The sequence below is a fragment of the Enterobacter cloacae complex sp. BZL2005 genome (assembly GCF_049238885.1).
GTDB classification, from domain to species: Bacteria; Pseudomonadota; Gammaproteobacteria; order Enterobacterales; family Enterobacteriaceae; genus Enterobacter; species Enterobacter roggenkampii.
Window position 1 is genome coordinate 15,214 of the sequence record NZ_JBMKGI010000015.1, and the last position, 24,040, is coordinate 39,253.

General features: G+C 53.0%; 22 protein-coding genes. All 22 read left to right on the forward strand.

The window, feature by feature from the left end; genetic code table 11:
• Positions 1-56 precede the first annotated feature (56 nt).
• The 22 genes from mioC to pstB all read left to right on the forward strand — a co-directional run bounded on the left by mioC (position 57) and on the right by pstB (position 24,038).
• Positions 57-506: an FMN-binding protein MioC gene (gene mioC, locus ACOTXI_RS19940; protein ID WP_008500197.1), complete on the forward strand. Its 450-nt coding sequence runs from the start codon at positions 57-59 to the stop codon at positions 504-506.
• Positions 507-880: 374 nt separating this feature from the next.
• Positions 881-2,770, forward strand: a complete 1,890-nt coding sequence (mnmG, locus tag ACOTXI_RS19945) for a tRNA uridine-5-carboxymethylaminomethyl(34) synthesis enzyme MnmG (RefSeq protein ID WP_421633961.1) — start codon at positions 881-883, stop codon at positions 2,768-2,770.
• Between the two features lie 107 nt (positions 2,771-2,877).
• Positions 2,878-3,501, forward strand: coding sequence for a 16S rRNA (guanine(527)-N(7))-methyltransferase RsmG (gene rsmG / locus ACOTXI_RS19950; protein WP_008500195.1), 624 nt, complete (start codon positions 2,878-2,880; stop codon positions 3,499-3,501).
• A 616-nt stretch (positions 3,502-4,117) separates the two neighbouring features.
• On the forward strand, positions 4,118-4,498 hold the full coding sequence (gene atpI, locus ACOTXI_RS19955; RefSeq protein ID WP_008500194.1) for a F0F1 ATP synthase subunit I: 381 nt from the start codon (positions 4,118-4,120) through the stop codon (positions 4,496-4,498).
• An 8-nt stretch (positions 4,499-4,506) separates the two neighbouring features.
• On the forward strand, positions 4,507-5,322 hold the full coding sequence (atpB, locus tag ACOTXI_RS19960) for a F0F1 ATP synthase subunit A (protein ID WP_008500193.1): 816 nt from the start codon (positions 4,507-4,509) through the stop codon (positions 5,320-5,322).
• A gap of 49 nt (positions 5,323-5,371) precedes the next feature.
• Positions 5,372-5,611, forward strand: a complete 240-nt coding sequence (atpE, locus tag ACOTXI_RS19965; protein WP_000429386.1) for a F0F1 ATP synthase subunit C — start codon at positions 5,372-5,374, stop codon at positions 5,609-5,611.
• A 48-nt stretch (positions 5,612-5,659) separates the two neighbouring features.
• Positions 5,660-6,130 carry a F0F1 ATP synthase subunit B gene (atpF, locus tag ACOTXI_RS19970; RefSeq protein ID WP_003862370.1) on the forward strand — a complete coding sequence of 157 codons (471 nt, stop codon included), beginning with the start codon at positions 5,660-5,662 and terminating at the stop codon, positions 6,128-6,130.
• Positions 6,131-6,144: 14 nt separating this feature from the next.
• Complete coding sequence (gene atpH / locus ACOTXI_RS19975) at positions 6,145-6,678, forward strand: F0F1 ATP synthase subunit delta (protein WP_008500192.1); 534 nt, start codon at positions 6,145-6,147, stop codon at positions 6,676-6,678.
• Positions 6,679-6,690: 12 nt separating this feature from the next.
• Positions 6,691-8,232 (forward strand): F0F1 ATP synthase subunit alpha, encoded by a 1,542-nt coding sequence (atpA, locus tag ACOTXI_RS19980; protein WP_003862367.1) that lies wholly within the window; start codon positions 6,691-6,693, stop codon positions 8,230-8,232.
• A 51-nt stretch (positions 8,233-8,283) separates the two neighbouring features.
• On the forward strand, positions 8,284-9,147 hold the full coding sequence (gene atpG, locus ACOTXI_RS19985; protein WP_008500191.1) for a F0F1 ATP synthase subunit gamma: 864 nt from the start codon (positions 8,284-8,286) through the stop codon (positions 9,145-9,147).
• A 31-nt stretch (positions 9,148-9,178) separates the two neighbouring features.
• Positions 9,179-10,561 carry a F0F1 ATP synthase subunit beta gene (atpD, locus tag ACOTXI_RS19990; protein WP_003862362.1) on the forward strand — a complete coding sequence of 461 codons (1,383 nt, stop codon included), beginning with the start codon at positions 9,179-9,181 and terminating at the stop codon, positions 10,559-10,561.
• Positions 10,562-10,581: 20 nt separating this feature from the next.
• A complete protein-coding gene (locus tag ACOTXI_RS19995) occupies positions 10,582-11,001 on the forward strand; it encodes a F0F1 ATP synthase subunit epsilon (RefSeq protein WP_006177560.1) in 420 nt (139 codons plus the stop codon).
• Positions 11,002-11,139: 138 nt separating this feature from the next.
• Entirely contained in the window at positions 11,140-12,510 is a 1,371-nt protein-coding gene (glmU, locus tag ACOTXI_RS20000; protein WP_058653733.1) for a bifunctional UDP-N-acetylglucosamine diphosphorylase/glucosamine-1-phosphate N-acetyltransferase GlmU, read from the forward strand.
• 224 nt (positions 12,511-12,734) lie between these two features.
• Entirely contained in the window at positions 12,735-14,564 is a 1,830-nt protein-coding gene (gene glmS, locus ACOTXI_RS20005) for a glutamine--fructose-6-phosphate transaminase (isomerizing) (RefSeq protein ID WP_008500188.1), read from the forward strand.
• 428 nt (positions 14,565-14,992) lie between these two features.
• Complete coding sequence (locus tag ACOTXI_RS20010; protein ID WP_045353382.1) at positions 14,993-15,574, forward strand: chaperone-usher fimbrial major subunit; 582 nt, start codon at positions 14,993-14,995, stop codon at positions 15,572-15,574.
• Positions 15,575-15,645: 71 nt separating this feature from the next.
• A complete protein-coding gene (locus tag ACOTXI_RS20015; RefSeq protein ID WP_058653732.1) occupies positions 15,646-16,329 on the forward strand; it encodes a fimbrial chaperone in 684 nt (227 codons plus the stop codon).
• A gap of 18 nt (positions 16,330-16,347) precedes the next feature.
• Complete coding sequence (locus ACOTXI_RS20020) at positions 16,348-18,867, forward strand: fimbria/pilus outer membrane usher protein (protein WP_087855327.1); 2,520 nt, start codon at positions 16,348-16,350, stop codon at positions 18,865-18,867.
• Positions 18,868-18,876: 9 nt separating this feature from the next.
• Positions 18,877-19,953, forward strand: a complete 1,077-nt coding sequence (gene stgD / locus ACOTXI_RS20025; protein ID WP_023326365.1) for a fimbrial protein StgD — start codon at positions 18,877-18,879, stop codon at positions 19,951-19,953.
• A gap of 245 nt (positions 19,954-20,198) precedes the next feature.
• Positions 20,199-21,239 carry a phosphate ABC transporter substrate-binding protein PstS gene (pstS, locus tag ACOTXI_RS20030; protein ID WP_008500186.1) on the forward strand — a complete coding sequence of 347 codons (1,041 nt, stop codon included), beginning with the start codon at positions 20,199-20,201 and terminating at the stop codon, positions 21,237-21,239.
• Between the two features lie 128 nt (positions 21,240-21,367).
• A complete protein-coding gene (gene pstC, locus ACOTXI_RS20035; RefSeq protein ID WP_008500185.1) occupies positions 21,368-22,327 on the forward strand; it encodes a phosphate ABC transporter permease PstC in 960 nt (319 codons plus the stop codon).
• On the forward strand, positions 22,327-23,217 hold the full coding sequence (gene pstA, locus ACOTXI_RS20040) for a phosphate ABC transporter permease PstA (RefSeq protein ID WP_058653729.1): 891 nt from the start codon (positions 22,327-22,329) through the stop codon (positions 23,215-23,217). The genes pstC and pstA overlap by 1 nt, the downstream gene beginning before the upstream one ends.
• 47 nt (positions 23,218-23,264) lie before the next feature.
• On the forward strand, positions 23,265-24,038 hold the full coding sequence (gene pstB / locus ACOTXI_RS20045) for a phosphate ABC transporter ATP-binding protein PstB (protein ID WP_008500183.1): 774 nt from the start codon (positions 23,265-23,267) through the stop codon (positions 24,036-24,038).
• Positions 24,039-24,040 lie beyond the last annotated feature (2 nt).

Consider the following 24,040-nt stretch of genomic DNA (forward strand, 5'->3'; position numbering starts at 1 on the left):
GATCCCAGCTCGTTCACAGCGTACAATGGCCGTCTCTTTATCTGAGCGAGCGATCAATGGCGGACATTACCCTTATCAGCGGCAGCACCCTGGGTGGTGCAGAATACGTAGCGGAACATCTGGCTGAAAAGCTGGAAGAGGCGGGCTTTTCTACGGAAACCCTGCACGGCCCGTTGCTGGAAGATCTCCCGACTGACGGGGTCTGGCTGCTGATCACCTCCACGCACGGCGCGGGCGATCTGCCGGACAACCTGCAACCTTTATATGACGAACTGCTGGAACAGCAGCCCGACCTGTCAAACGTCCGTTTTGGCGCAGTGGGGATCGGCAGTCGTGAATATGACACCTTTTGCGGGGCAATAGAGAAAGTCGAAGCCGCTGTGACCTCCTGCGGAGCAAAACAGCTGGGTGAAACGCTCAAGATCAACATCCTCGATCATGACATTCCGGAGGATCCAGCCGAGATCTGGCTCGCGGAATGGAAAAATTTACTCAAAAACGATTAAAGATCGCGCGAACAGATGTGGATAACTCTGGTTAAAAGCTCGTATTAACCCGTAGTTATCCAAAGAACAACCGTAGCGCCGTTTTTGGCCTGTGTATAAAGTCGCGATCTGATCCCAGCTTATACGGTCCAGGATCACCGATCATTCACAGCAAACGATCCTTTCTAACTGCATGATCTTCTTTATGAGATCGCACTTATCCACACGGGTTCGCGATCCTAATAAGAGATCACAATAGAACAGATCTCTAAATAAAAAGATCTTCTTTTTAATAGCCCAGGATCCCAATGCTTTCTCGAAAGACTAAAGTTGAGTAGAATCCACGGCCCGGGCTTCAATCCATTTTCTTACCGCTTTACGCGAGGCAGACCACCATGTTTTATCAGGATCCTTTTGACGTCATCATCATTGGCGGGGGTCACGCAGGCACTGAGGCCGCAATGGCCGCAGCGCGAATGGGTCAGCAGACCCTGCTTTTGACACACAATATCGACACGCTGGGACAAATGTCCTGTAATCCGGCGATTGGCGGCATTGGGAAAGGACACCTGGTAAAAGAAGTGGATGCACTTGGCGGCCTGATGGCGAAAGCGATCGATCACGCAGGCATTCAGTTTAGGATACTAAACGCCAGTAAAGGCCCCGCTGTGCGTGCGACCCGTGCTCAGGCAGACCGCGTACTTTATCGCCAGGCGGTACGTACCGCGCTGGAGAACCAGCCGAACCTGATGATCTTCCAGCAGGCGGTTGAAGATCTTATCGTTGAGAACGATCGCGTCGTGGGCGCCGTGACCCAGATGGGCCTCAAATTCCGCGCTAAAGCCGTGGTGTTGACCGTGGGTACCTTCCTTGACGGTAAAATTCATATTGGTCTGGATAACTACAGCGGCGGCCGTGCAGGCGATCCGCCGTCTATCCCATTGTCTCGCCGTCTGCGCGAGCTGCCGCTGCGCGTCAGCCGCCTGAAAACCGGTACGCCGCCGCGTATTGATGTGCGCACCATCGATTTCAGCGTGCTGGCGCAACAGCAGGGTGATAACCCAATGCCGGTCTTCTCGTTTATGGGCAATGCGGCACAGCATCCGCAGCAGGTGCCGTGCTACATCACGCACACCAACGAGAAAACCCATGACGTGATCCGCAATAACCTCGATCGCAGCCCGATGTACGCCGGCGTGATCGAAGGGATCGGTCCACGCTACTGCCCGTCGATCGAAGACAAAGTGATGCGCTTTGCCGATCGCAACCAGCACCAGATCTTCCTGGAGCCGGAAGGGTTGACCTCAAACGAAATTTACCCGAACGGCATCTCCACCAGCCTGCCGTTCGACGTACAGATGCAAATTGTTCGCTCAATGCAGGGTATGGAGAACGCAAAAATCGTTCGCCCTGGCTACGCTATTGAGTACGATTTCTTCGATCCGCGTGACCTGAAGCCGACCCTGGAGAGCAAATTCATCCACGGTCTGTTCTTCGCGGGTCAGATTAACGGCACCACCGGCTACGAAGAAGCGGCTGCACAGGGCCTGCTTGCCGGTCTGAACGCCGCGCGCTTCTCTGCTGAGAAAGAGGGCTGGGCTCCGGCGCGTTCTCAGGCTTATCTGGGCGTGCTGGTTGACGATCTCTGCACGCTGGGTACCAAAGAACCGTACCGTATGTTTACCTCTCGCGCGGAATATCGCCTGATGCTGCGTGAAGATAACGCCGACCTGCGTCTGACCGAAATGGGTCGCGAGCTGGGTCTGGTCGATGACGAGCGCTGGGCGCGCTTCAACGAGAAGCTGGAGCGCATTGAGCAGGAACGTCAGCGTCTGAAAACCACCTGGGTGAATCCGCAGGCGGAAACCGCTGCTGAAGTGAACGCTCACTTAACCGCGCCGCTGTCGCGCGAAGCCAGCGGTGAAGATCTGCTGCGCCGTCCAGAAGTCACCTACGAGAACCTGGTCAAACTGACCGCGTTCGCGCCGGGCCTGGAAGACGCTGAAGCGGCAGAGCAGGTCGAGATCCAGGTGAAGTACGAAGGTTACATCGCCCGTCAGCAGGATGAGATCGAAAAACAGCAGCGTAACGAAAACACGCTGCTGCCGGAAATGCTGGACTACCGCCAGGTGACGGGCCTTTCCAACGAAGTGATCGCCAAGCTGAACGATCACAAACCGGTGTCGATCGGTCAGGCATCCCGCATCTCGGGCGTGACCCCGGCGGCGATTTCGATCCTGCTGGTGTGGCTGAAAAAGCAGGGCATGCTGCGCCGTAGCGCGTAATTGACATTGCTTTTGGCGGGTGGCGCTTCGCTGACCCGCCCTACTTATTCGTAGGCCCGGTAAGCGGCAGCGCCACCGGGCAAAAAAACTCTCAACAGGTATTCACCGTGCTCAACAAACTCTCTCGTCTGCTGGATCAGGCAGGTATTTCGCTCACCGATCACCAGAAAAATCAGCTGGTGGCCTATGTCGATATGCTGAACAAATGGAACAAAGCGTACAACCTGACGTCTGTTCGCGACCCCAACGAGATGCTCGTTCGCCACATTCTCGACAGCATCGTGGTTGCTCCCTGGCTGAAAGGTGAACGCTTTATCGACGTGGGGACGGGCCCTGGTCTGCCGGGTATTCCGCTGTCGATTGTTCGCCCTGAGAGCCATTTCACGCTGCTGGATAGTCTTGGCAAACGCGTGCGCTTTTTACGCCAGGTACAGCATGAGCTGAAGCTTGAAAACATCACGCCCGTGCAGAGCAGGGTAGAGGAGTTCCCGGCAGAGCCGCCGTTTGACGGGGTTATCAGCCGCGCATTTGCGTCGCTCAACGATATGGTGAGCTGGTGCAAGCACTTACCTGCGGAGAATGGCCGCTTTTATGCGCTGAAAGGGCAGTTGCCAGGCGATGAGATTGAACAGCTTCCGGACGGTTTTGCTGTCGAGTCTATTGAGAAATTACAGATTCCTCAGCTCGAAGGCGAACGTCACCTGGTGATAATTAAGCCAAACAATTTTTAAAAAATTAATAAAAAATGTGGAATTCGTGCTGTTCTTATCATGTTAAAAAACAGCACAACTACCAGGGATTTACCGAGGAGCTTTTAACCTCTGCTTCACTAAGGTTTTTCTTCCGGTTAACGAAGCAATCGTTATTCACCGAGAAGATAGTCATCTTTGAAAATATAAGTCTGCTAAAAGTGGAAGGCAGTAACCAGAACGCAATGTTAATTATTTATTAAGAATGTCAATAAATGGTTTTTATTGTGTACTGGGCTGTTTTGAAAATAGTTGCGACATTTTGCGTTTACTTTCATAAGGATAAATTTCTGCGATTTGCGCCTTTGATAAATACAACCTTATCGCAAATGTGTGTTTTGTGATCTCGTGCACGCTTTATCGACAACGTTTTCGCGCTGTTTGCAGTTTTGGGCGAAGGTTGACGCTTTCAGCGAAAGTTAAAAAATAGCGGTGGGGAAAAATATTTAAACATTTATTCACCTTTTCGCTACTTAATGTTTGAAATCACGGGTGCGCACCGTATAATTTGACCGCTTTTTGATGCTTGACTCTGAGCCTTAAAGGACGTTTTATACGACACGCGGCATACCTCGAAGGGAGCAGGAGTAAAAACGTGATGTCTGTGTCGCTCTTGAGTAGAAACGTTGCTCGTAAGCTTCTGTTCATTCAGTTTCTGGCTGTGATAGCAAGTGGACTGCTGTTTAGCCTCAAAGACCCCTTCTGGGGCATCTCCGCCGTGTGCGGGGGTTTGGCGGTTGTGCTGCCAAACGTGTTGTTTATGATTTTTGCCTGGCGTCATCAGGCGCATACACCTGCCAAAGGCCGCGTGGCCTGGTCCTTCGCCCTCGGCGAAGTGTGTAAGGTGTTGCTGACCTTTGCTCTACTGGTGATGGCGCTGGCGGTTTTGAAAGTGGTCTTCATGCCGCTGATAGCAACGTGGGTTTTGGTGCTGGTGGTACAAGTTCTGGCTCCAGCTGTAATCAATAACAAAGGGTAAAAGGCATCATGGCTTCAGAAAATATGACGCCGCAGGATTACATAGGTCACCATCTGAATAACCTTCAGCTGGACCTGCGTACATTCTCGCTGGTGGATCCACATAACCCCCCGGCCACCTTCTGGACGATCAACATCGACTCCATGTTCTTCTCGGTGGTTTTGGGTCTTCTGTTCCTGGCCATGTTCCGCGGTGTTGCTAAACGAGCGACCAGCGGTGTACCAGGGAAATTCCAGACCTTCATCGAAATGATCATCGGCTTCGTCCATGGCAGCGTCAAAGACATGTACCATGGCAAGAGCAAGCTGATTGCTCCGCTGGCGCTGACCGTGTTCGTTTGGGTCTTCCTGATGAACCTGATGGACCTGCTGCCAATCGATCTGCTGCCGTTTATTGGCGAGCACATCTTCGGCCTGCCTGCACTGCGTGTTGTACCGTCTGCGGACGTGAACATCACCCTGTCGATGGCGCTGGGCGTGTTTATCCTGATTCTTTTCTACAGCATCAAAATGAAAGGCGTAAGCGGCTTTGTGAAAGAGCTTACCTTGCAGCCGTTCAACCACTGGGCGTTTATTCCGGTCAACCTGATCCTGGAAGGCGTTAGCCTGCTGTCCAAACCTGTTTCACTGGGTCTGCGACTGTTCGGCAACATGTATGCGGGTGAGCTGATTTTCATTCTGATCGCGGGTCTTCTGCCGTGGTGGTCACAGTGGGTTCTGAATGTGCCGTGGGCCATTTTCCACATCCTGATCATTACGCTGCAAGCCTTTATCTTCATGGTTCTGACGATCGTCTATCTGTCGATGGCGTCTGAAGAGCACTGATTTTTTACCAACACTACTACGTTTTAATTGAAACAAACTGGAGACTGTCATGGAAAACCTGAATATGGATCTGCTGTACATGGCTGCCGCTGTGATGATGGGTCTGGCGGCTATCGGTGCTGCGATCGGTATCGGCATCCTCGGGGGCAAATTCCTGGAAGGCGCTGCGCGTCAACCTGATCTGATTCCTCTGCTGCGTACTCAGTTCTTTATCGTTATGGGTCTGGTGGATGCTATCCCAATGATCGCTGTAGGTCTGGGTCTGTACGTGATGTTTGCTGTCGCGTAGTAGTAGTTTTAAAACCCTAAGCCACAGATATTAAAGAGGTATTGTGCTGTGAACATGAACGCAACAATCCTCGGCCAGGCCATCGCGTTTATTCTCTTTGTCTGGTTCTGCATGAAGTATGTATGGCCGCCTTTAATGGCAGCCATCGAAAAACGTCAGAAAGAAATTGCTGACGGTCTGGCTTCTGCAGAACGCGCTAAGAAAGATTTGGACCTTGCACAGGCCAACGCGACAGACCAGCTGAAAAAAGCGAAAGCGGAAGCTCAGGTTATCATCGAACAGGCTAACAAACGCCGTTCGCAGATCCTGGACGAAGCGAAAGCTGAAGCAGAACAGGAACGTACTAAAATCGTGACACAGGCTCAGGCTGAAATTGAAGCTGAGCGTAAACGTGCTCGTGAAGAACTGCGTAAGCAGGTTGCGATTCTGGCTGTTGCTGGCGCCGAGAAGATCATCGAACGTTCCGTGGATGAAGCTGCTAACAGCGACATCGTGGACAAACTTGTCGCTGAACTGTAAGGAGGGAGGGGCTGATGTCTGAATTTGTTACGGTAGCTCGCCCCTACGCCAAAGCAGCTTTTGACTTTGCTATCGAACACCAAAATGTCGATCGCTGGCAGAATATGCTGGCGTTTGCCGCTGAGGTGACGAAAAACGAACAAATGGCCGAGTTGCTTTCCGGTGCGTTAGCACCTGAAACTCTCGCCGCGTCGTTTATCGCCGTGTGCGGAGAGCAACTGGATGCCAACGGCCAGAACCTGATTAAGGTGATGGCAGAAAATGGTCGTCTCCGTGTGCTCCCGGATGTTCTCGAGCAGTTTGAGCACTTACGTGCCCTTAGTGAAGCTACCGCTGAAGTCGAAGTGACTTCTGCGACTGAACTGAGTGACGAACAGCTTGCGAAAATTACCGCCGCGATGGAAAAACGTCTGTCACGCAAAGTTAAGCTGAATTGCAAAATCGATAAGTCTGTAATGGCAGGCGTAATCATCCGTTCGGGTGATATGGTCATTGATGGCAGCGTACGCGGCCGTCTTGAGCGCCTTGCAGACGTCTTGCAGTCTTAAGGGGACTGGAGCATGCAACTGAATTCCACCGAAATCAGCGAACTGATCAAGCAGCGCATTGCTCAGTTCAATGTTGTGAGTGAAGCTCACAACGAAGGTACTATTGTTTCTGTAAGTGACGGTGTTATCCGCATCCACGGCCTGGCCGATTGTATGCAGGGTGAGATGATTTCCCTGCCGGGTAACCGTTACGCTATCGCACTGAACCTGGAGCGCGACTCCGTTGGTGCAGTTGTGATGGGTCCATATGCTGACCTCGCCGAAGGCATGAAGGTTAAGTGTACTGGCCGTATTCTGGAAGTACCGGTTGGCCGTGGCCTGCTGGGTCGCGTTGTTAACACCCTGGGTGCGCCAATCGACGGTAAAGGTCCGGTTGAGCACGATGGCTTCTCCCCAATCGAAGTTATCGCACCAGGCGTTATCGACCGTCAGTCCGTAGATCAGCCTGTTCAGACAGGTTATAAGTCCGTTGACGCCATGATCCCAATCGGTCGTGGTCAGCGTGAACTGATCATCGGTGACCGTCAGACCGGTAAAACCGCGATGGCAATCGACGCCATCATCAACCAGCGTGACTCCGGCATCAAATGTGTGTACGTGGCTATCGGCCAGAAAGCGTCCACCATTTCTAACGTGGTTCGTAAACTGGAAGAGCACGGCGCGCTGTCTAACACCATTGTTGTTGTGGCGACCGCTTCTGAATCTGCTGCACTGCAATACCTGGCACCATACGCCGGTTGTGCAATGGGCGAATACTTCCGTGACCGCGGTGAAGATGCGCTGATCGTATACGATGACCTGTCTAAGCAGGCTGTTGCTTATCGTCAGGTTTCCCTGCTGCTCCGTCGTCCACCTGGACGTGAAGCGTTCCCTGGCGACGTATTCTACCTCCACTCTCGTCTGCTGGAGCGTGCTTCCCGCGTTAACGCGGAATACGTCGAGAACTTCACCAAAGGTGAAGTGAAGGGTAAAACGGGCTCTCTGACCGCGCTGCCGATCATTGAAACCCAGGCGGGTGACGTTTCTGCGTTCGTTCCGACCAACGTAATCTCCATTACCGATGGTCAGATCTTCCTGGAAACCAACCTGTTTAACTCCGGTATTCGTCCGGCGGTTAACCCGGGTATCTCCGTATCCCGTGTGGGTGGTGCTGCACAGACCAAGATCATCAAGAAACTGTCCGGTGGTATCCGTACCGCGCTGGCACAGTATCGTGAACTGGCTGCGTTCTCTCAGTTCGCATCCGATCTGGACGAAGCAACCCGTAAACAGCTGAGCCACGGTCAGAAAGTGACCGAGCTGCTGAAGCAGAAACAGTACGCACCAATGTCTGTTGCTCAGCAGGGCCTGGTACTGTTCGCGGCTGAACGCGGTTACCTCGAAGATGTGGAACTGGCGAAAATCGGTAGCTTCGAAGCCGCTCTGCTGGCTTACGTCGACCGTGATCACGCTCCGCTGATGCAAGAGATCAACCAGACCGGTGGCTATAACGACGAAATCGAAGGCAAGCTGAAAGCTATCCTCGATTCCTTCAAAGCAACCCAATCCTGGTAATCGTCCGGCGGCTTGTCTCAGGACAAGCCGCCTGGCATTGAGGAGAAGCTCATGGCCGGCGCAAAAGAGATACGTAGTAAGATCGCAAGCGTCCAGAACACGCAAAAGATCACTAAAGCGATGGAGATGGTCGCCGCTTCCAAAATGCGTAAATCGCAGGATCGCATGGCGGCCAGCCGTCCTTATGCAGAAACCATGCGCAAAGTGATTGGTCACCTTGCAAACGGTAATCTGGAATATAAACACCCTTACCTGGAAGAACGCGACGTTAAGCGCGTGGGCTACCTGGTGGTGTCGACCGACCGTGGTCTGTGTGGCGGCTTGAACATTAACCTGTTCAAAAAACTGCTGGCGGATATGAAAGCATGGTCTGAAAAAGGCGTTCAGTGCGATATCGCAATGATCGGCTCTAAAGGCGTCTCTTTCTTTAACTCCGTTGGTGGCAACATTGTCGCTCAGGTGACCGGTATGGGTGATAACCCGTCCCTGTCCGAACTGATCGGCCCGGTTAAAGTGATGTTGCAGGCCTATGATGAAGGCCGTCTGGACAGACTGTACGTTGTCAGCAACAAATTCATTAACACCATGTCTCAGGTTCCAACGCTCACTCAGATGCTGCCGTTACCGGCATCAGAAGATGACGAGCTGAAGCAAAAAGCCTGGGATTACCTGTATGAACCCGATCCGAAACCGCTGCTGGATACCCTGCTGCGTCGTTACGTTGAATCTCAGGTTTATCAGGGCGTTGTAGAAAACCTGGCCAGCGAGCAGGCCGCACGAATGGTGGCGATGAAAGCCGCGACCGATAATGGCGGCAGCCTGATTAAAGAGCTGCAGTTGGTTTACAACAAAGCTCGTCAGGCCAGCATTACTCAGGAACTCACCGAGATCGTCTCGGGGGCCGCCGCGGTTTAACCAGGTTTACGAATTACGTAGAGGATTCAAGATGGCTACTGGAAAGATTGTCCAGGTAATCGGCGCCGTGGTGGACGTCGAGTTCCCTCAGGACGCCGTACCACGCGTGTACGACGCGCTTGAGGTACAGAATGGTAACGAGAGCCTGGTGCTGGAAGTTCAGCAGCAGCTCGGCGGCGGTATCGTGCGTACCATCGCGATGGGTTCTTCCGACGGTCTGCGTCGTGGTCTGGAAGTAAAAGACCTTGAGCACCCGATCGAAGTCCCGGTAGGTAAAGCAACACTGGGTCGTATCATGAACGTATTGGGTCAGCCAATCGACATGAAAGGCGACATCGGTGAAGAAGAGCGTTGGGCTATCCACCGCGCGGCACCTTCCTACGAAGAGCTGTCCAGCTCTCAGGAACTGCTGGAAACCGGTATCAAAGTTATCGACCTGATGTGTCCGTTTGCGAAGGGCGGTAAAGTGGGTCTGTTCGGTGGTGCGGGTGTAGGTAAAACCGTAAACATGATGGAGCTGATCCGTAACATCGCGATCGAGCACTCCGGTTACTCTGTGTTTGCGGGCGTAGGTGAACGTACTCGTGAGGGTAACGACTTCTACCACGAAATGACCGACTCCAACGTTCTGGACAAAGTATCCCTGGTTTACGGCCAGATGAACGAGCCACCTGGAAACCGTCTGCGCGTTGCGCTGACCGGCCTGACGATGGCTGAGAAGTTCCGTGACGAAGGCCGTGACGTTCTGCTGTTCGTTGATAACATCTATCGTTACACCCTGGCCGGTACTGAAGTATCTGCACTGCTGGGTCGTATGCCTTCAGCGGTAGGTTATCAGCCAACACTGGCGGAAGAGATGGGTGTTCTTCAGGAACGTATCACCTCTACCAAAACCGGTTCTATCACCTCCGTTCAGGCGGTATACGTACCTGCGGATGACTTGACTGACCCATCTCCAGCCACCACCTTTGCGCACTTAGATGCAACCGTGGTACTGAGCCGTCAGATCGCGTCTCTGGGTATCTACCCAGCCGTTGACCCGCTGGACTCCACCAGCCGTCAGCTGGATCCACTGGTTGTTGGTCAGGAACACTACGACACCGCGCGTGGCGTACAGTCCCTGCTGCAGCGTTACCAGGAACTGAAAGACATCATCGCCATCCTGGGTATGGATGAACTGTCTGAAGAAGACAAACTGGTGGTAGCACGTGCGCGTAAGATCCAGCGCTTCCTGTCCCAGCCGTTCTTCGTTGCGGAAGTATTCACCGGTTCTCCGGGTAAATACGTTTCCCTGAAAGACACCATCCGTGGCTTTAAAGGCATCATGGAAGGCGAATACGATCACCTGCCAGAGCAGGCGTTCTACATGGTTGGTTCCATCGAAGAAGCTGTGGAAAAAGCCAAAAAACTTTAACGCCTTAATCGGAGGGTGATATGGCAATGACTTACCACCTGGACGTCGTCAGCGCAGAGCAACAAATGTTCTCTGGTCTGGTCGAGAAAATCCAGGTAACGGGTAGTGAAGGTGAACTGGGTATTTTCCCGGGTCACGCACCGCTGCTCACCGCCATTAAGCCTGGTATGATCCGCATCGTTAAACAGTTCGGTCACGAAGAGTTTATCTATCTGTCCGGCGGCATTCTTGAAGTGCAGCCTGGTAGTGTGACCGTTCTGGCCGATACCGCTATTCGTGGCCAGGATCTCGACGAAGCGCGAGCCCTGGAGTCGAAGCGTAAGGCTGAAGAGCACATTAGCAGCTCTCATGGCGACGTGGATTACGCTCAGGCGTCTGCGGAGCTGGCCAAAGCGATCGCGAAACTGCGCGTTATCGAGTTGACCAAAAAAGCGATGTAACACCGGCTTGAAAAGCACAAAAGCCAGTCTGGATACCAGGCTGGCTTTTTTTTTCGGCCTTAATTCATGATGAAAAAGATGTAGAATTTTAAGCATCAAACGTTTTTACTTCTCACTCAAACTACCGTCAGGATGCGTATGTCAAACAGTGCGATGAGCGTGGTGATCCTTGCCGCAGGCAAAGGGACCCGCATGTATTCCGACCTGCCTAAAGTGCTTCACACGCTTGCAGGAAAGCCAATGGTGCAGCACGTCATTGATGCAGCGAATGAATTGGGCGCCAGTCAGGTCCACCTGGTCTACGGCCACGGCGGCGATCTGCTTAAAAAGACGCTGAGCGACGACAAGCTCAACTGGGTGCTTCAGGCCGAGCAGTTGGGTACAGGCCATGCCATGCAGCAGGCAGCGCCCTTCTTTGCGGATGACGAAGACATTTTGATGCTCTACGGCGATGTCCCGCTGATCTCCGTTGAAACGCTGACTCGCCTGCGTGAAGCCAAACCGCAGGGCGGCATCGGTTTATTAACCGTCGTGCTGGACGATCCAACCGGTTATGGCCGTATCACCCGTGAAAACGGCAACGTTACGGGTATTGTTGAGCATAAAGATGCCAGCGAGGCGCAGCGTCAGATTCAGGAGATCAACACCGGTATCCTGATTGCCAATGGTGCGGATATGAAGCGCTGGCTGTCGAAGCTCAATAACAATAACGCCCAGGGTGAATACTACATCACCGACATTATTGCGATGGCATACCTGGAAGGGCGCGAGATTGCGGCGGTCCATCCGGCGCGCATCAGCGAAACCGAAGGGGTGAACAACCGTCTTCAACTCTCCCGTCTTGAGCGCGTTTATCAGTCCGAACAGGCCGAGAGACTCCTTCTGGCTGGCGTGATGCTGCGCGATCCGGCGCGTTTCGATCTGCGTGGCACGTTATCTCACGGGCGCGACGTTGAAATTGATACTAACGTTATCCTCGAAGGTCACGTCACGCTGGGCAACCGCGTCAAAATTGGCGCTGGCTGCGTGATCAAAAACAGCGTCATTGGTGACGACTGTGAAATCAGCCCGTACAGCGTGGTGGAAGATGCCCGTCTGGATGTGGCCTGTACCATCGGCCCGTTTGCGCGTTTGCGCCCGGGTGCTGAGCTGCTGGAAGGCGCTCACGTGGGTAACTTCGTGGAGATGAAAAAAGCGCGTCTGGGTAAAGGCTCTAAAGCCGGTCATCTGACCTATCTGGGCGACGCGGAAATTGGCAATAACGTGAATATTGGTGCAGGGACGATTACCTGTAACTATGACGGCGCCAATAAGTTTAAAACGATCATTGGTGATGACGTGTTCGTTGGCTCCGATACGCAGTTGGTGGCGCCTGTTACCGTGGGTAACGGGGTGACCATTGCCGCTGGAACAACCGTAACGCGCGATGTGGCCGAGAACGAGCTGGTATTAAGCCGCGTTCCGCAGGTCAGCAAGCAGGGCTGGAAACGCCCGGTGAAGAAAAAGTAACAACAAGGCGGGGGGCGCTACGCTTACCCGCCCTACGATTGAGTAGGCCTGATAAGGCGTAGCCGTCATCAGGCAAACCCGGGAGAGGAGATAAATATATATCTCCCCCCACAAGCAGTACCCATAAAAATAACCCCACTCTCTACAAGGCTCGGGGTGCCCGGAAAGGGCAAATACAGGTCAGCGACAACGCAGGCATAATGCCTAAATTCGGAATATAAATTATGTGTGGAATTGTTGGCGCAGTTGCGCAGCGTGATATTGCTGAAATCCTTCTCGAAGGTTTACGTCGTCTGGAATACCGTGGTTACGACTCTGCCGGTCTGGCTGTCGTCGATGCAGAAGGTCATATGACCCGTCTGCGTCGTCTCGGTAAAGTGCAGATGCTGGCCCAGGCCGCGGAAGAACATCCGCTGCACGGGGGAACCGGTATTGCGCATACCCGCTGGGCGACGCACGGCGAACCGTCTGAAGGCAACGCGCACCCGCATGTGTCTGAACACATCGTGGTTGTGCACAACGGCATTATCGAAAACCACGAACCGCTGCGCGAAGCACTGAAAGCGCGCGGCTACACCTTCGTCTCTGAAACCGACACCGAAGTGATTGCTCACCTGGTGCACTGGGAGCTGGAGCAGGGCGGTACACTGCGTGATGCGGTGCTGCGTGCTATCCCTCAGCTGCGCGGTGCGTACGGTACGGTGATCATGGATTCCCGCGATCCGTCCACGCTGCTGGCTGCGCGTTCCGGTAGCCCAATGGTTATCGGTCTGGGCATGGGTGAAAACTTTATCGCCTCTGACCAGCTGGCGCTCCTGCCGGTAACCCGCCGCTTTATCTTCCTGGAAGAGGGGGATATCGCCGAAGTGACTCGCCGCAGCGTGACCGTGTTCGATACCAAAGGCGAGCAGGTGAAGCGCCAGGAGATCGAATCTAACCTGCAGTACGACGCGGGCGACAAAGGCGCTTACCGTCACTACATGCAGAAAGAGATTTACGAGCAGCCAAACGCCATCAAAAACACCCTGACCGGGCGCATCAGCCACGGTGAAGTGGATCTGAGCGAGCTGGGTGCAAATGCGAATGAACTGCTCAGCAAGGTTGAGCACATTCAGATCGTGGCCTGCGGCACCTCCTACAACTCCGGTATGGTCTCTCGCTACTGGTTTGAATCCCTGGCGGGCGTGCCGTGTGATGTGGAAATTGCGTCTGAATTCCGCTATCGCAAATCTGCGGTGCGTCGTAACAGCCTGATGATCACCCTTTCCCAGTCTGGTGAAACGGCGGATACCCTGGCTGCGCTGCGACTGTCTAAAGAGCTGGGTTACCTGGGCTCTCTGGCCATCTGTAACGTCCCGGGCTCATCGCTGGTGCGTGAATCCGATCTGGCGCTGATGACCAAAGCGGGTACCGAAATCGGCGTGGCCTCCACCAAGGCGTTTACCACTCAGCTGACGGTTCTGCTGATGCTGGTGGCGAAACTGGCGCGTCTGAAAGGTGAAGATGCCTCTGTTGAGCATGACATCGTTCACGGTCTGCAGGCGCTGCCGAGCCGTATTGAGCAGATGCTCTCTCAGGACAAACGCATTGAAGCTCTGGCGGAAGATTTCTCTGACAAACATCACGCCCTGTTCCTGGGCCGTGGCGATCAGTATCCGATTGCGCTGGAAGGCGCGCTGAAGCTGAAAGAGATCTCTTACATTCACGCTGAAGCCTATGCGGCAGGCGAGCTGAAACACGGTCCGTTGGCGCTGATTGACGCGGATATGCCGGTTATCGTCGTGGCACCGAACAACGAACTGCTGGAAAAACTGAAGTCCAACATCGAAGAAGTCCGCGCCCGTGGCGGCGTGCTGTACGTCTTTGCTGATAAAGATGCCGGTTTCGCCAGCAGCGACAACATGCACATCATCGAGATGCCGCATGTGGAAGAGGTGATTGCGCCGATCTTCTACACCGTTCCGCTGCAGCTGCTGGCCTATCACGTGGCGCTGATCAAAGGCACCGACGTTGACCAGCCGCGTAACCTGGCGAAGTCCGTTACCGTAGAATAATCTCCAGCCTACCCGAGGCTGCCAGTATTCTGGCAGCCTTATAGTCCTCCCCTCAGCGATTACTTCTTTTTATCGCAGCCTGTTTCTTTTTTCATGTTTCCTTACATTATTGCGTCATCTGATTGTCTCGCCGATTTCTGCTTAAAAAATAATCTTATTTAGCGGTGGCAAAGAAAAGATATTGATAAATTCTCAAAAAAACAGAAAAGAGGCATCAATAGCATTTTTTAATTATTTTTTATTCTTATTTGTAAGGGGTTTTTTATTTTTCGTTTTTATTATTTTATTTTAAAGATATTTCATGAGAGAAAACGTGTTTGTCATAGGGCAGGAATGAATTGTACTATCGCCACGCTTTAAAGGATGGTGTGTTTTATTTGAATGTGTAAATGAAACGCATACAAATAATATAAATTATGGAGAGTTTCATGAAATTAAACGTTATAGCCACTTCGCTGGTTTTATCTTCCGCCCTGTTTTCAGGTGCGACATTAGCGGCTGACGGTACTGTTCATTTCCGTGGCGAGGTGATTGATTCTACCTGTACAGTCACGACTGATACCAGCAACCAGACTGTTAATATTGGTCGTGTGGCGGCCACTACTTTCGCAGGTATTGATTCCACCGCGTCTGTTAAAGATTTCCACATCCGTCTGGAAGGCTGCCCGGCAACCTATACTCAGGCGGCAGTACGCTTTGACGGGACGGAAGATAAAGATACCATCGGTAAAGGTTATCTCTCAATCGGTACGCCGGTGAACGGCGAAAGTGGTACGGATGGCGAGTTCACTGGCAGCGGCGATGCCATTGCGGCGACGGGCGTGGCGATTAAACTGTTCAACCTGAGCGATGATACCGCGATCCCGTTGTACAACAATTCTAAATACGTTGCCATTGCTGATGGTAAAGCGGATATGGGATTCAAGGCGAAATTCGTCCAGACTCTGGCAACAGTGACGCCGGGTACTGCGAATGCTGACTCTCAGTTTACTATTGAATATCTGAAATAATCAGCGATTATGGATTCGGAGTCTGTTAAGAACTTATTAACAGGCTCCTTTATATATAAGGACATTGGATTATGCCAGGGCGTATAGTGAATGTATTAATAGCGTGTTGTCTTACGGGTATTTCTACACTGGCATCGGCAGGTGTGGTTATTGGTGGCACACGAGTGATTTATTTGAGTGATAAATCCGACACAACCATTACTGTCAAAAATAACGAAGCGGCTATCCCTTATCTTATTCAAACATGGGTTGACCCCTTCAATAATACAGGAACCGCGAAAAAACCACCGTTTACCGTCATTCCACCGGTATCTCGTCTGGAGGCTGGGCAGGAAAAAATTCTGCGCATTATGAAAACCGAGGGCAATTTACCGCAGGATCGGGAGTCGGTGTTCTGGCTGAACATCAAAAATATTCCCCCGGCGAGCAATAAGCCGAACGCGATGGAAATCGCCATCAAGACACGTATCAAGCTGTTCTGGCGTCCGGCCTCGTTGAACATCACCCCGGAGCGCGCCGCCACGCAGGTGAAGTGGCACAGAGAAAATCGGCAGTTGGTAGTTGAAAATCCCACGCCGCTAAATATCAACGTTATGAATGTGACAGTGGACGGCAAAGATGTGCCACTCAATATCGTCCATCCCTTTGAAACCCTGCGTTTACCCTTACCGGAAGGCGTGAATGGCCATGCGCTGGTGTGGCGGTATGTGAATGATTTCGGTGCGATTAGTCAGGATTTAAAAGCAGCGCTTTAAGCAAAGGATGGTTTATTTATGGAGTGTTCCCGTATTTTCATCGCGTTTGCTTCCGGGGTGGTGCTTGGTTTATCCGCCGAGACGGCAGCGAGGGATATGTTTAACCCTGCGTTGCTTGAAATCGATCATCCTGTGGACGTTGATATCCACCAGTTTAACCGCGCGAACAATCTACCTGCCGGGAACTATAAGGTCAGTATTCATGTTAACGGCGAATATGTTGACCGCCGGGAGGTAACCTTTGTCGAAGATACTGCCACCAGCAACCTTCATCCTTGCTTCTCAGACGTCAAAACCGTGCTCGCTGAGCTTGGGGTAAAAGTGGCGGCTATCAAGGCCCTTAACGACATAGATGACAAAGCCTGTCTGAACCCCGCGCCGCTCGTTCCCGGCTCAACCTGGACGTTTGATACGGATAAACTCCAGCTTAACGTCACGTTGCCGCAAATCTATATTGATGTATCGGCGCGCGGCTATATCAGTCCCTCACGCTGGGATGAGGGCATCAATGCGCTTATGGTGAACTACGATTTTTCCGGCTCCAGCACGGTGCATTCGAACGAGGATGTTAACGACGATTTTTATTATCTGAACCTGCGCAACGGTGCCAACCTGGGGGCATGGCGTTTACGTAACTACAGTACGCTAAACGTGGCCGATGGCGAGTCTTCGTATCATTCGATCAATACCTATTTACAGAGCGATATCGCCGCGTTACGCAGCCAAATCATGCTGGGGGATACGTGGACCGCAAGCGACGTGTTTGACAGCACGCAACTGCGTGGTATGCGTCTCTACACGGATGATGACATGCTGCCTTCGAGCCTGACGGGGTTTGCGCCAGTGGTTCGCGGCGTGGCGAAAAGCAATGCGACCGTTATTGTGCGGCAAAACGGTTACATCATTTACCAGTCTGCCGTACCGCAGGGAGCGTTTGCGCTCAAGGATTTAAACACTACCAATTCGGGTGGCGATCTGGATGTTACCATCAAAGAAGAGGATGGCAGCGAGCAACATTTTACCCAGCCTTACGCCTCACTGGCGATCCTGAAGCGTGAAGACCAAACCGATGTCGATATCAGCGCGGGTGAACTGCGCGATCAAAACGATTTTCAGCCGACCGTTTTTCAGGCGCAGGTGTTACACGGTTTTCCTGCGGGTATTACCCTCTACGGGGGCGTGCAGGGAACCAGCGATTACACCTCCGCCGCGCTTGGCGTGGGGAAAGATATGGGTTCGCTGGGCGCCCTTTCGCTGGACGTAACGCATGCCCGCGCGCGGTTTGAGGACGATGACGAAAGCGGGCAATCTTACCGTTTTCTCTATTCCAAACGTTTTGATGAAACTAACACAACGTTTCGGCTGGTGGGCTACCGCTACTCCACAGAGGGCTACTACACCCTGAACGAATGGGCGTCCCGGCAGAATAACGAGAGCGACTTCTGGACGACAGGTAACCGACGTAGCCGTCTGGAGGGAACATGGACGCAGACCTTTGGCGACGGGATGGGAAATATTTATCTTACCCTTAGCCGCCAGCAGTACTGGAAGACGAATGAAGTCGAGCGGCTGGTGCAGCTGGGCTACAGCAATAGCTGGCGCTCTATTTCCTGGAACGTCTCCTGGAACTACACCGATTCACTCACCTCGGCCCAAAATAGCACCGACACTGACATCAGCGACAGCCAGGGAAGCGAACAGATTTTTATGCTCTCTCTCTCCATACCGTTGTCAGGCTGGCTGCATGATAGCTACGTCAACTATGGGTACACCCAAAACAACCATGGAAAAGGGATGCACCAGGTGGGGCTGAGCGGTAACGCGCTGGATGCGCACAACCTCTCCTGGAACGTTCAGCAGTCTTACGATGCGGATAACGAAGATTACAACAACAGCGCAGGGGTGGGCTATGACGGCACATATGGTTCGGTAAACGCCAGTTACGACTATACCCAGGACAACCAGCGCCTCAACTATGGAATGAAGGGCGGGATTCTGGCCCACAGCGATGGCATAACTTTCTCTCAGGAGCTGGGGGAAACCGTCGCGCTGGTTAAAGCCCCGGGAGCTTCAGGCCTGGCGCTGGAGAATGGTACGGGTAAGGCGACGGACTGGCGCGGCTATACGGTACAGACGCAGCTCAATGCCTACGATGAAAACAGAGTGGAGATCGACAGCGATTACTTTGCGAAGGCCAACGTCGAAATCGACAACAGTATCCTCAGCGTTATCCCGACGCGCGGCGCGGTGGTACGGGCGGAGTTTGTCACTCACGTGGGCTATCGCGTCCTGTTCAATGTGCGGCAGAAGAGTGGCAAACCGGTGCCGTTTGGCGCAATGGCCTCGGCTGATTTACCCCAAGGCAGCGTAACCGGCATTGTGGGCGAAAATGGCGAGCTTTATCTGTCCGGCATGCCGGAAGAGGGGGCGTTTGTCCTGAAGTGGGGTGCAGATAACACGGTGACCTGCCCGGTTAACTACCATTTTACCCCGCCAGAAGGCGTTGAACTGATACAAATATCGGCAGTATGCCAATAGGGAAATAAGATGAAATTCAGGACACCTCTGTTTTTAAGCGCGTTGATAATATTTATGACGCCAGTATGCAAGGCGTACACCACGGGCGACGGGATTTGTCACTCCGAAGGTGGCGCTTATATCTATAACCTTAATCTGAACGGGCAGTCGATCCCGGCGGATAAAAATAAAGCAGGTACAGAGATCAGGGATCTGGAAACGCTCAGTTCATCTACGAGTTACAAAGCGCAATGCAACTGTCTTACGCATTACTCTACGGGCTTTCGCCAAATCTACTACACCGCACGATCGCCGTTAAGTGAAGATGTGGTAAAGAACGGGTATACCTATTTTACCCTTAATAACAACCTCAGCATCGCCACGTCGATACTTGTGCTTGGCAGAGAATATATACCGGTACCTTTCAGCGCAGAACCAAACGTAATGTCTCATAGCTCCTATTGTTATGCGCCTGGCGAGGAAGGGAGCGAACCAACACTCAATACCGGTTCACAAATAAAAATATCATTCTTAATTAACAAGCCGTTTATTGGCCGGGTGAGTGTGCCAGGTACGATAGTCGCCGATCTTTATGGAGGGCTGGATGCGGCCTCCTCGACCTCCAGCACCGAAAAAATGGCAGAGATCAAAATCGCTGGCGATATCGTCGTGCCGCAAAACTGCGAGATAGCGCCCGGGCAGACGCTTGAGATAGATTTTGGCAAAATCCCGGCCCCGGAATTTTCCGCTACCAAAGGCACCGCCGTGACGAGTCACAAGGTAAAAAAGACGATTCAGGTACAGTGCACAGGCATGCTGGATGAGAATATTGTCTACTCCACTTTCCATGGAGACCCTGTTGACGCCGATGCCACGATGATGAAAGTCAACGGCAATGATGATGTAGGCATTGTGGTATACGACAAGTGGGATCGTCAGGTCAGCGTCAACGGCGGCAGGATGGACATGGATAGGGGCGAAAACAACAACGGCGCCGAAAACAATTCGCTTACCTTTTCCGCTGCGCCTGCAAGCGCAACGGGGGCTCAGCCAAAACCTGGAACGTTTGAAGCGTACGCGACGGTCACGCTGGAAATTGAACATTAATCACCCGACGGCTGTTTATGACAGCCGTTGTCATTTTCCCCCTTTTGTACCAGGCTTATCCCTTTCTGTATGACAAATCTATGACGCCATCCTGAATAAATATCATTTATTATCAATGAGTTATTTTTAACGCCTGCATTGTCATAAAACTGTCATAATTCGTACATTTATCTGTCACCTGTTTGTCCTATTTTGCTCATCGTAGCCACTAAACAACGATTTACGAAAATCTTGCAGGAGACATTATGAAAGTTATGCGTACCACTGTCGCAACTGTTGTCGCCGCGACCTTATCTCTGAGCGCGTTCTCTGTATTTGCAGAAGCAAGCCTGACTGGCGCTGGTGCAACCTTCCCTGCGCCGGTGTATGCCAAATGGGCGGATACCTACCAGAAAGAAACCGGTAACAAGGTTAACTATCAGGGTATCGGCTCCTCCGGTGGCGTAAAACAAATTACCGCGAACACGGTTGATTTCGGCGCATCAGATGCTCCGCTGTCTGATGACAAACTGGCTCAGGAAGGCCTGTTCCAGTTCCCTACCGTGATCGGTGGCGTGGTTCTGGCGATCAACCTGCCGGGCGTGAAGTCGGGTGAGTTGGTGCTGGACGGCAAAACCCTGGGTGACATCTACCTGGGCAAAATCAAAAAATGGGATGACGAAGCGATCGCCAAACTCAACCCAGGCCTGAAGCTGCCTTCCCAGAACATCGCCGTGGTTCGCCGCGCGGATGGTTCTGGTACCTCTTTCGTGTTCACCAGCTACCTGGCGAAAGTGAACGAAGAGTGGAAATCTAAAGTCGGCTCCGGCTCTACCGTTAACTGGCCTACCGGTCTGGGCGGTAAAGGTAATGACGGTATCGCCGCGTTCGTACAGCGTCTGCCTGGCTCCATCGGCTACGTAGAGTATGCGTACGCGAAGCAGAACAACCTGTCCTACACCAAACTGGTGTCTGCCGACGGCAAACCGGTTAGCCCGACCGAAGAGAACTTTGCTAACGCCGCCAAAGGCGCTGACTGGAGCAAATCCTTCGCGCAGGATCTGACTAACCAGAAGGGCGAAGGGGCGTGGCCAATCACCTCTACCACCTTCATCCTGGTGCACAAAGAGCAGAAGAAACCTGAACAGGGCGCTGAAGTGCTGAAGTTCTTCGACTGGGCATACAAAAACGGCGGCAAACAGGCTAACGCTCTGGATTACGCCACCCTGCCAGACAACGTGGTTGAGCAGATTCGCGCTGCATGGAAAACCAACGTGAAAGACAGCAGCGGTAAAGCGCTGTACTAACAGGATATATTTAACGAAGATGGCGGGGGGCGCTGCGCTTACCCGCCCTACGGTTTACTCTGTAGGCCCGGTAAGCGTCAGCGCCACCGGGCATATTCGTAAAAACGTCTCAAACAGAAGAGTAATTTATGGCTGCAACCAAGCCTGCATTTAACCCTCCGGGTAAAAAAGGTGACATGATTTTCAGCGCGCTGGTCAAACTGGCTGCGCTGATTGTGCTATTGCTGCTGGGCGGCATTATCGTGTCTCTGATTTTCTCCTCCTGGCCGAGCATCCAGAAATTCGGTTTCTCCTTCCTGTGGAGTAAAGAGTGGGATGCGCCGAACGATATCTACGGTGCACTGGTGCCGATTTACGGCACGCTGGTGACCTCGTTCATCGCCCTGCTGATTGCGGTTCCGGTAAGTTTCGGTATCGCCCTGTTCCTGACGGAGCTGGCGCCGGGCTGGCTGCGTCGCCCATTGGGTATCGCCATCGAACTGCTGGCGGCCATCCCAAGTATCGTCTACGGCATGTGGGGCCTGTTTATCTTTGCGCCGCTGTTCGCCACGTACTTCCAGGAACCGGTGGGTAACGTCCTCTCTGCCATTCCGTTTGTGGGGGCCCTGTTCTCTGGCCCGGCTTTCGGTATCGGCATTCTGGCGGCGGGTGTGATCCTCGCCATCATGATTATTCCGTACATTGCGGCGGTGATGCGCGATGTGTTCGAACAAACGCCGGTGATGATGAAAGAGTCGGCCTACGGTATCGGCTGCACCACCTGGGAAGTGATCTGGCGCATTGTTCTTCCGTTCACCAAAAATGGGGTGATCGGGGGCGTGATGCTGGGCTTAGGTCGTGCGCTGGGTGAAACCATGGCGGTTACCTTTATCATCGGTAACACCTACCAGCTCGACAGCGCGTCGCTCTACATGCCGGGCAACAGTATTACCTCTGCACTGGCAAACGAATTTGCGGAAGCGGAATCCGGCCTGCACGTTGCGGCGCTGATGGAGCTGGGTCTGATTCTGTTCGTTATTACCTTCATTGTTCTGGCGATTTCCAAGCTGATGATTATGCGTCTCGCTAAAAATGAGGGAGCACGCTAATGGCCACTCTCGAAATGCAAGCTACTGCTGAACTGGCGGAATCCCGCCGCAAAATGCAGGCCAGACGCCGCATGAAAAACCGCATTGCCCTGACGCTCTCTATGGCGACGATGGCATTCGGTCTGTTCTGGCTTGTCTGGATCCTCTTTTCAACGGTCGTTCGCGGGATTGACGGAATGTCACTCTCGCTGTTCACCGAAATGACGCCGCCGCCGAACACGGTGGGTGGTGGCCTGGCGAATGCCCTGGCGGGCAGCGGGTTGCTGATCCTCTGGGCCACGGTCTTCGGCACGCCGCTGGGCATTATGGCGGGTATCTACCTGGCGGAATACGGTCGTAAATCCTTGCTGGCGGAAGTGATTCGTTTCATTAACGACATTTTGCTGTCAGCCCCGTCTATCGTCGTGGGTCTGTTCGTTTACACCGTGGTGGTGGCGCAGATGGAACACTTCTCCGGCTGGGCGGGCGTCATTGCGCTGGCGCTGCTGCAGGTGCCGATTGTGATTCGAACCACCGAGAACATGCTAAAACTGGTGCCGGACAGCCTGCGTGAAGCGGCTTACGCGCTGGGTACGCCAAAATGGAAGATGATCTCTGCGATTACGCTGAAGGCGTCGGTCTCCGGGATCATGACAGGTATCCTGCTGGCGGTGGCGCGTATTGCGGGTGAAACGGCACCGCTGCTGTTTACGTCCCTCTCCAACCAGTTCTGGAGCACGGACATGATGCAGCCGATCGCCAACCTGCCGGTGACGATCTTTAAATTTGCGATGAGCCCCTTCGCGGAATGGCAGCAGCTGGCCTGGGCCGGGGTGCTGATCATTACCCTTTGCGTACTGTTGCTGAACATTCTGGCGCGCGTCATTTTCGCGAAGAAGAAACACGGTTAATTTTTTACGGCGCGGCAGCTCGCGGCGCCGAATGAGGAAATGAGTCAATGAGTATGGTTGATACTGCCCCGGGTAAGATTCAGGTTCGTGATTTGAACTTCTACTACGGCAAATTCCATGCCCTGAAGAACATCAACCTGGATATCGCGAAGAACCAGGTCACGGCATTTATCGGTCCGTCCGGCTGTGGGAAATCCACGCTGCTGCGTACCTTTAACAAAATGTATTCGCTCTATCCGGAGCAGCGCGCTGAAGGGGAAATCATCCTCGACGGCGAAAACATTCTGACCCAGGCTCAGGATATCGCCCTGCTGCGCGCGAAAGTGGGGATGGTGTTCCAGAAACCCACGCCGTTCCCGATGTCTATTTATGACAACATCGCCTTTGGCGTTCGTCTGTTTGAAAAGCTCTCCCGTGCCGATATGGATGAGCGCGTGCAGTGGGCTTTGACCAAGGCCGCATTATGGAACGAAACCAAAGATAAGTTGCACCAGAGCGGGTACTCTCTCTCAGGTGGTCAGCAGCAGCGTCTGTGCATTGCGCGCGGTATTGCGATTCGCCCGGAAGTGTTGCTGCTGGATGAGCCGTGTTCAGCGCTGGACCCGATTTCAACCGGTCGTATTGAAGAACTGATCACCGAGCTGAAGCAGGATTACACCGTGGTTATCGTGACCCACAACATGCAGCAGGCTGCGCGTTGCTCCGATCACACGGCGTTTATGTACCTGGGTGAATTGATTGAGTTCAGTAACACGGACGATCTGTTCACTAAGCCCGCGAAGAAACAAACCGAAGATTATATTACTGGCCGCTACGGTTGATT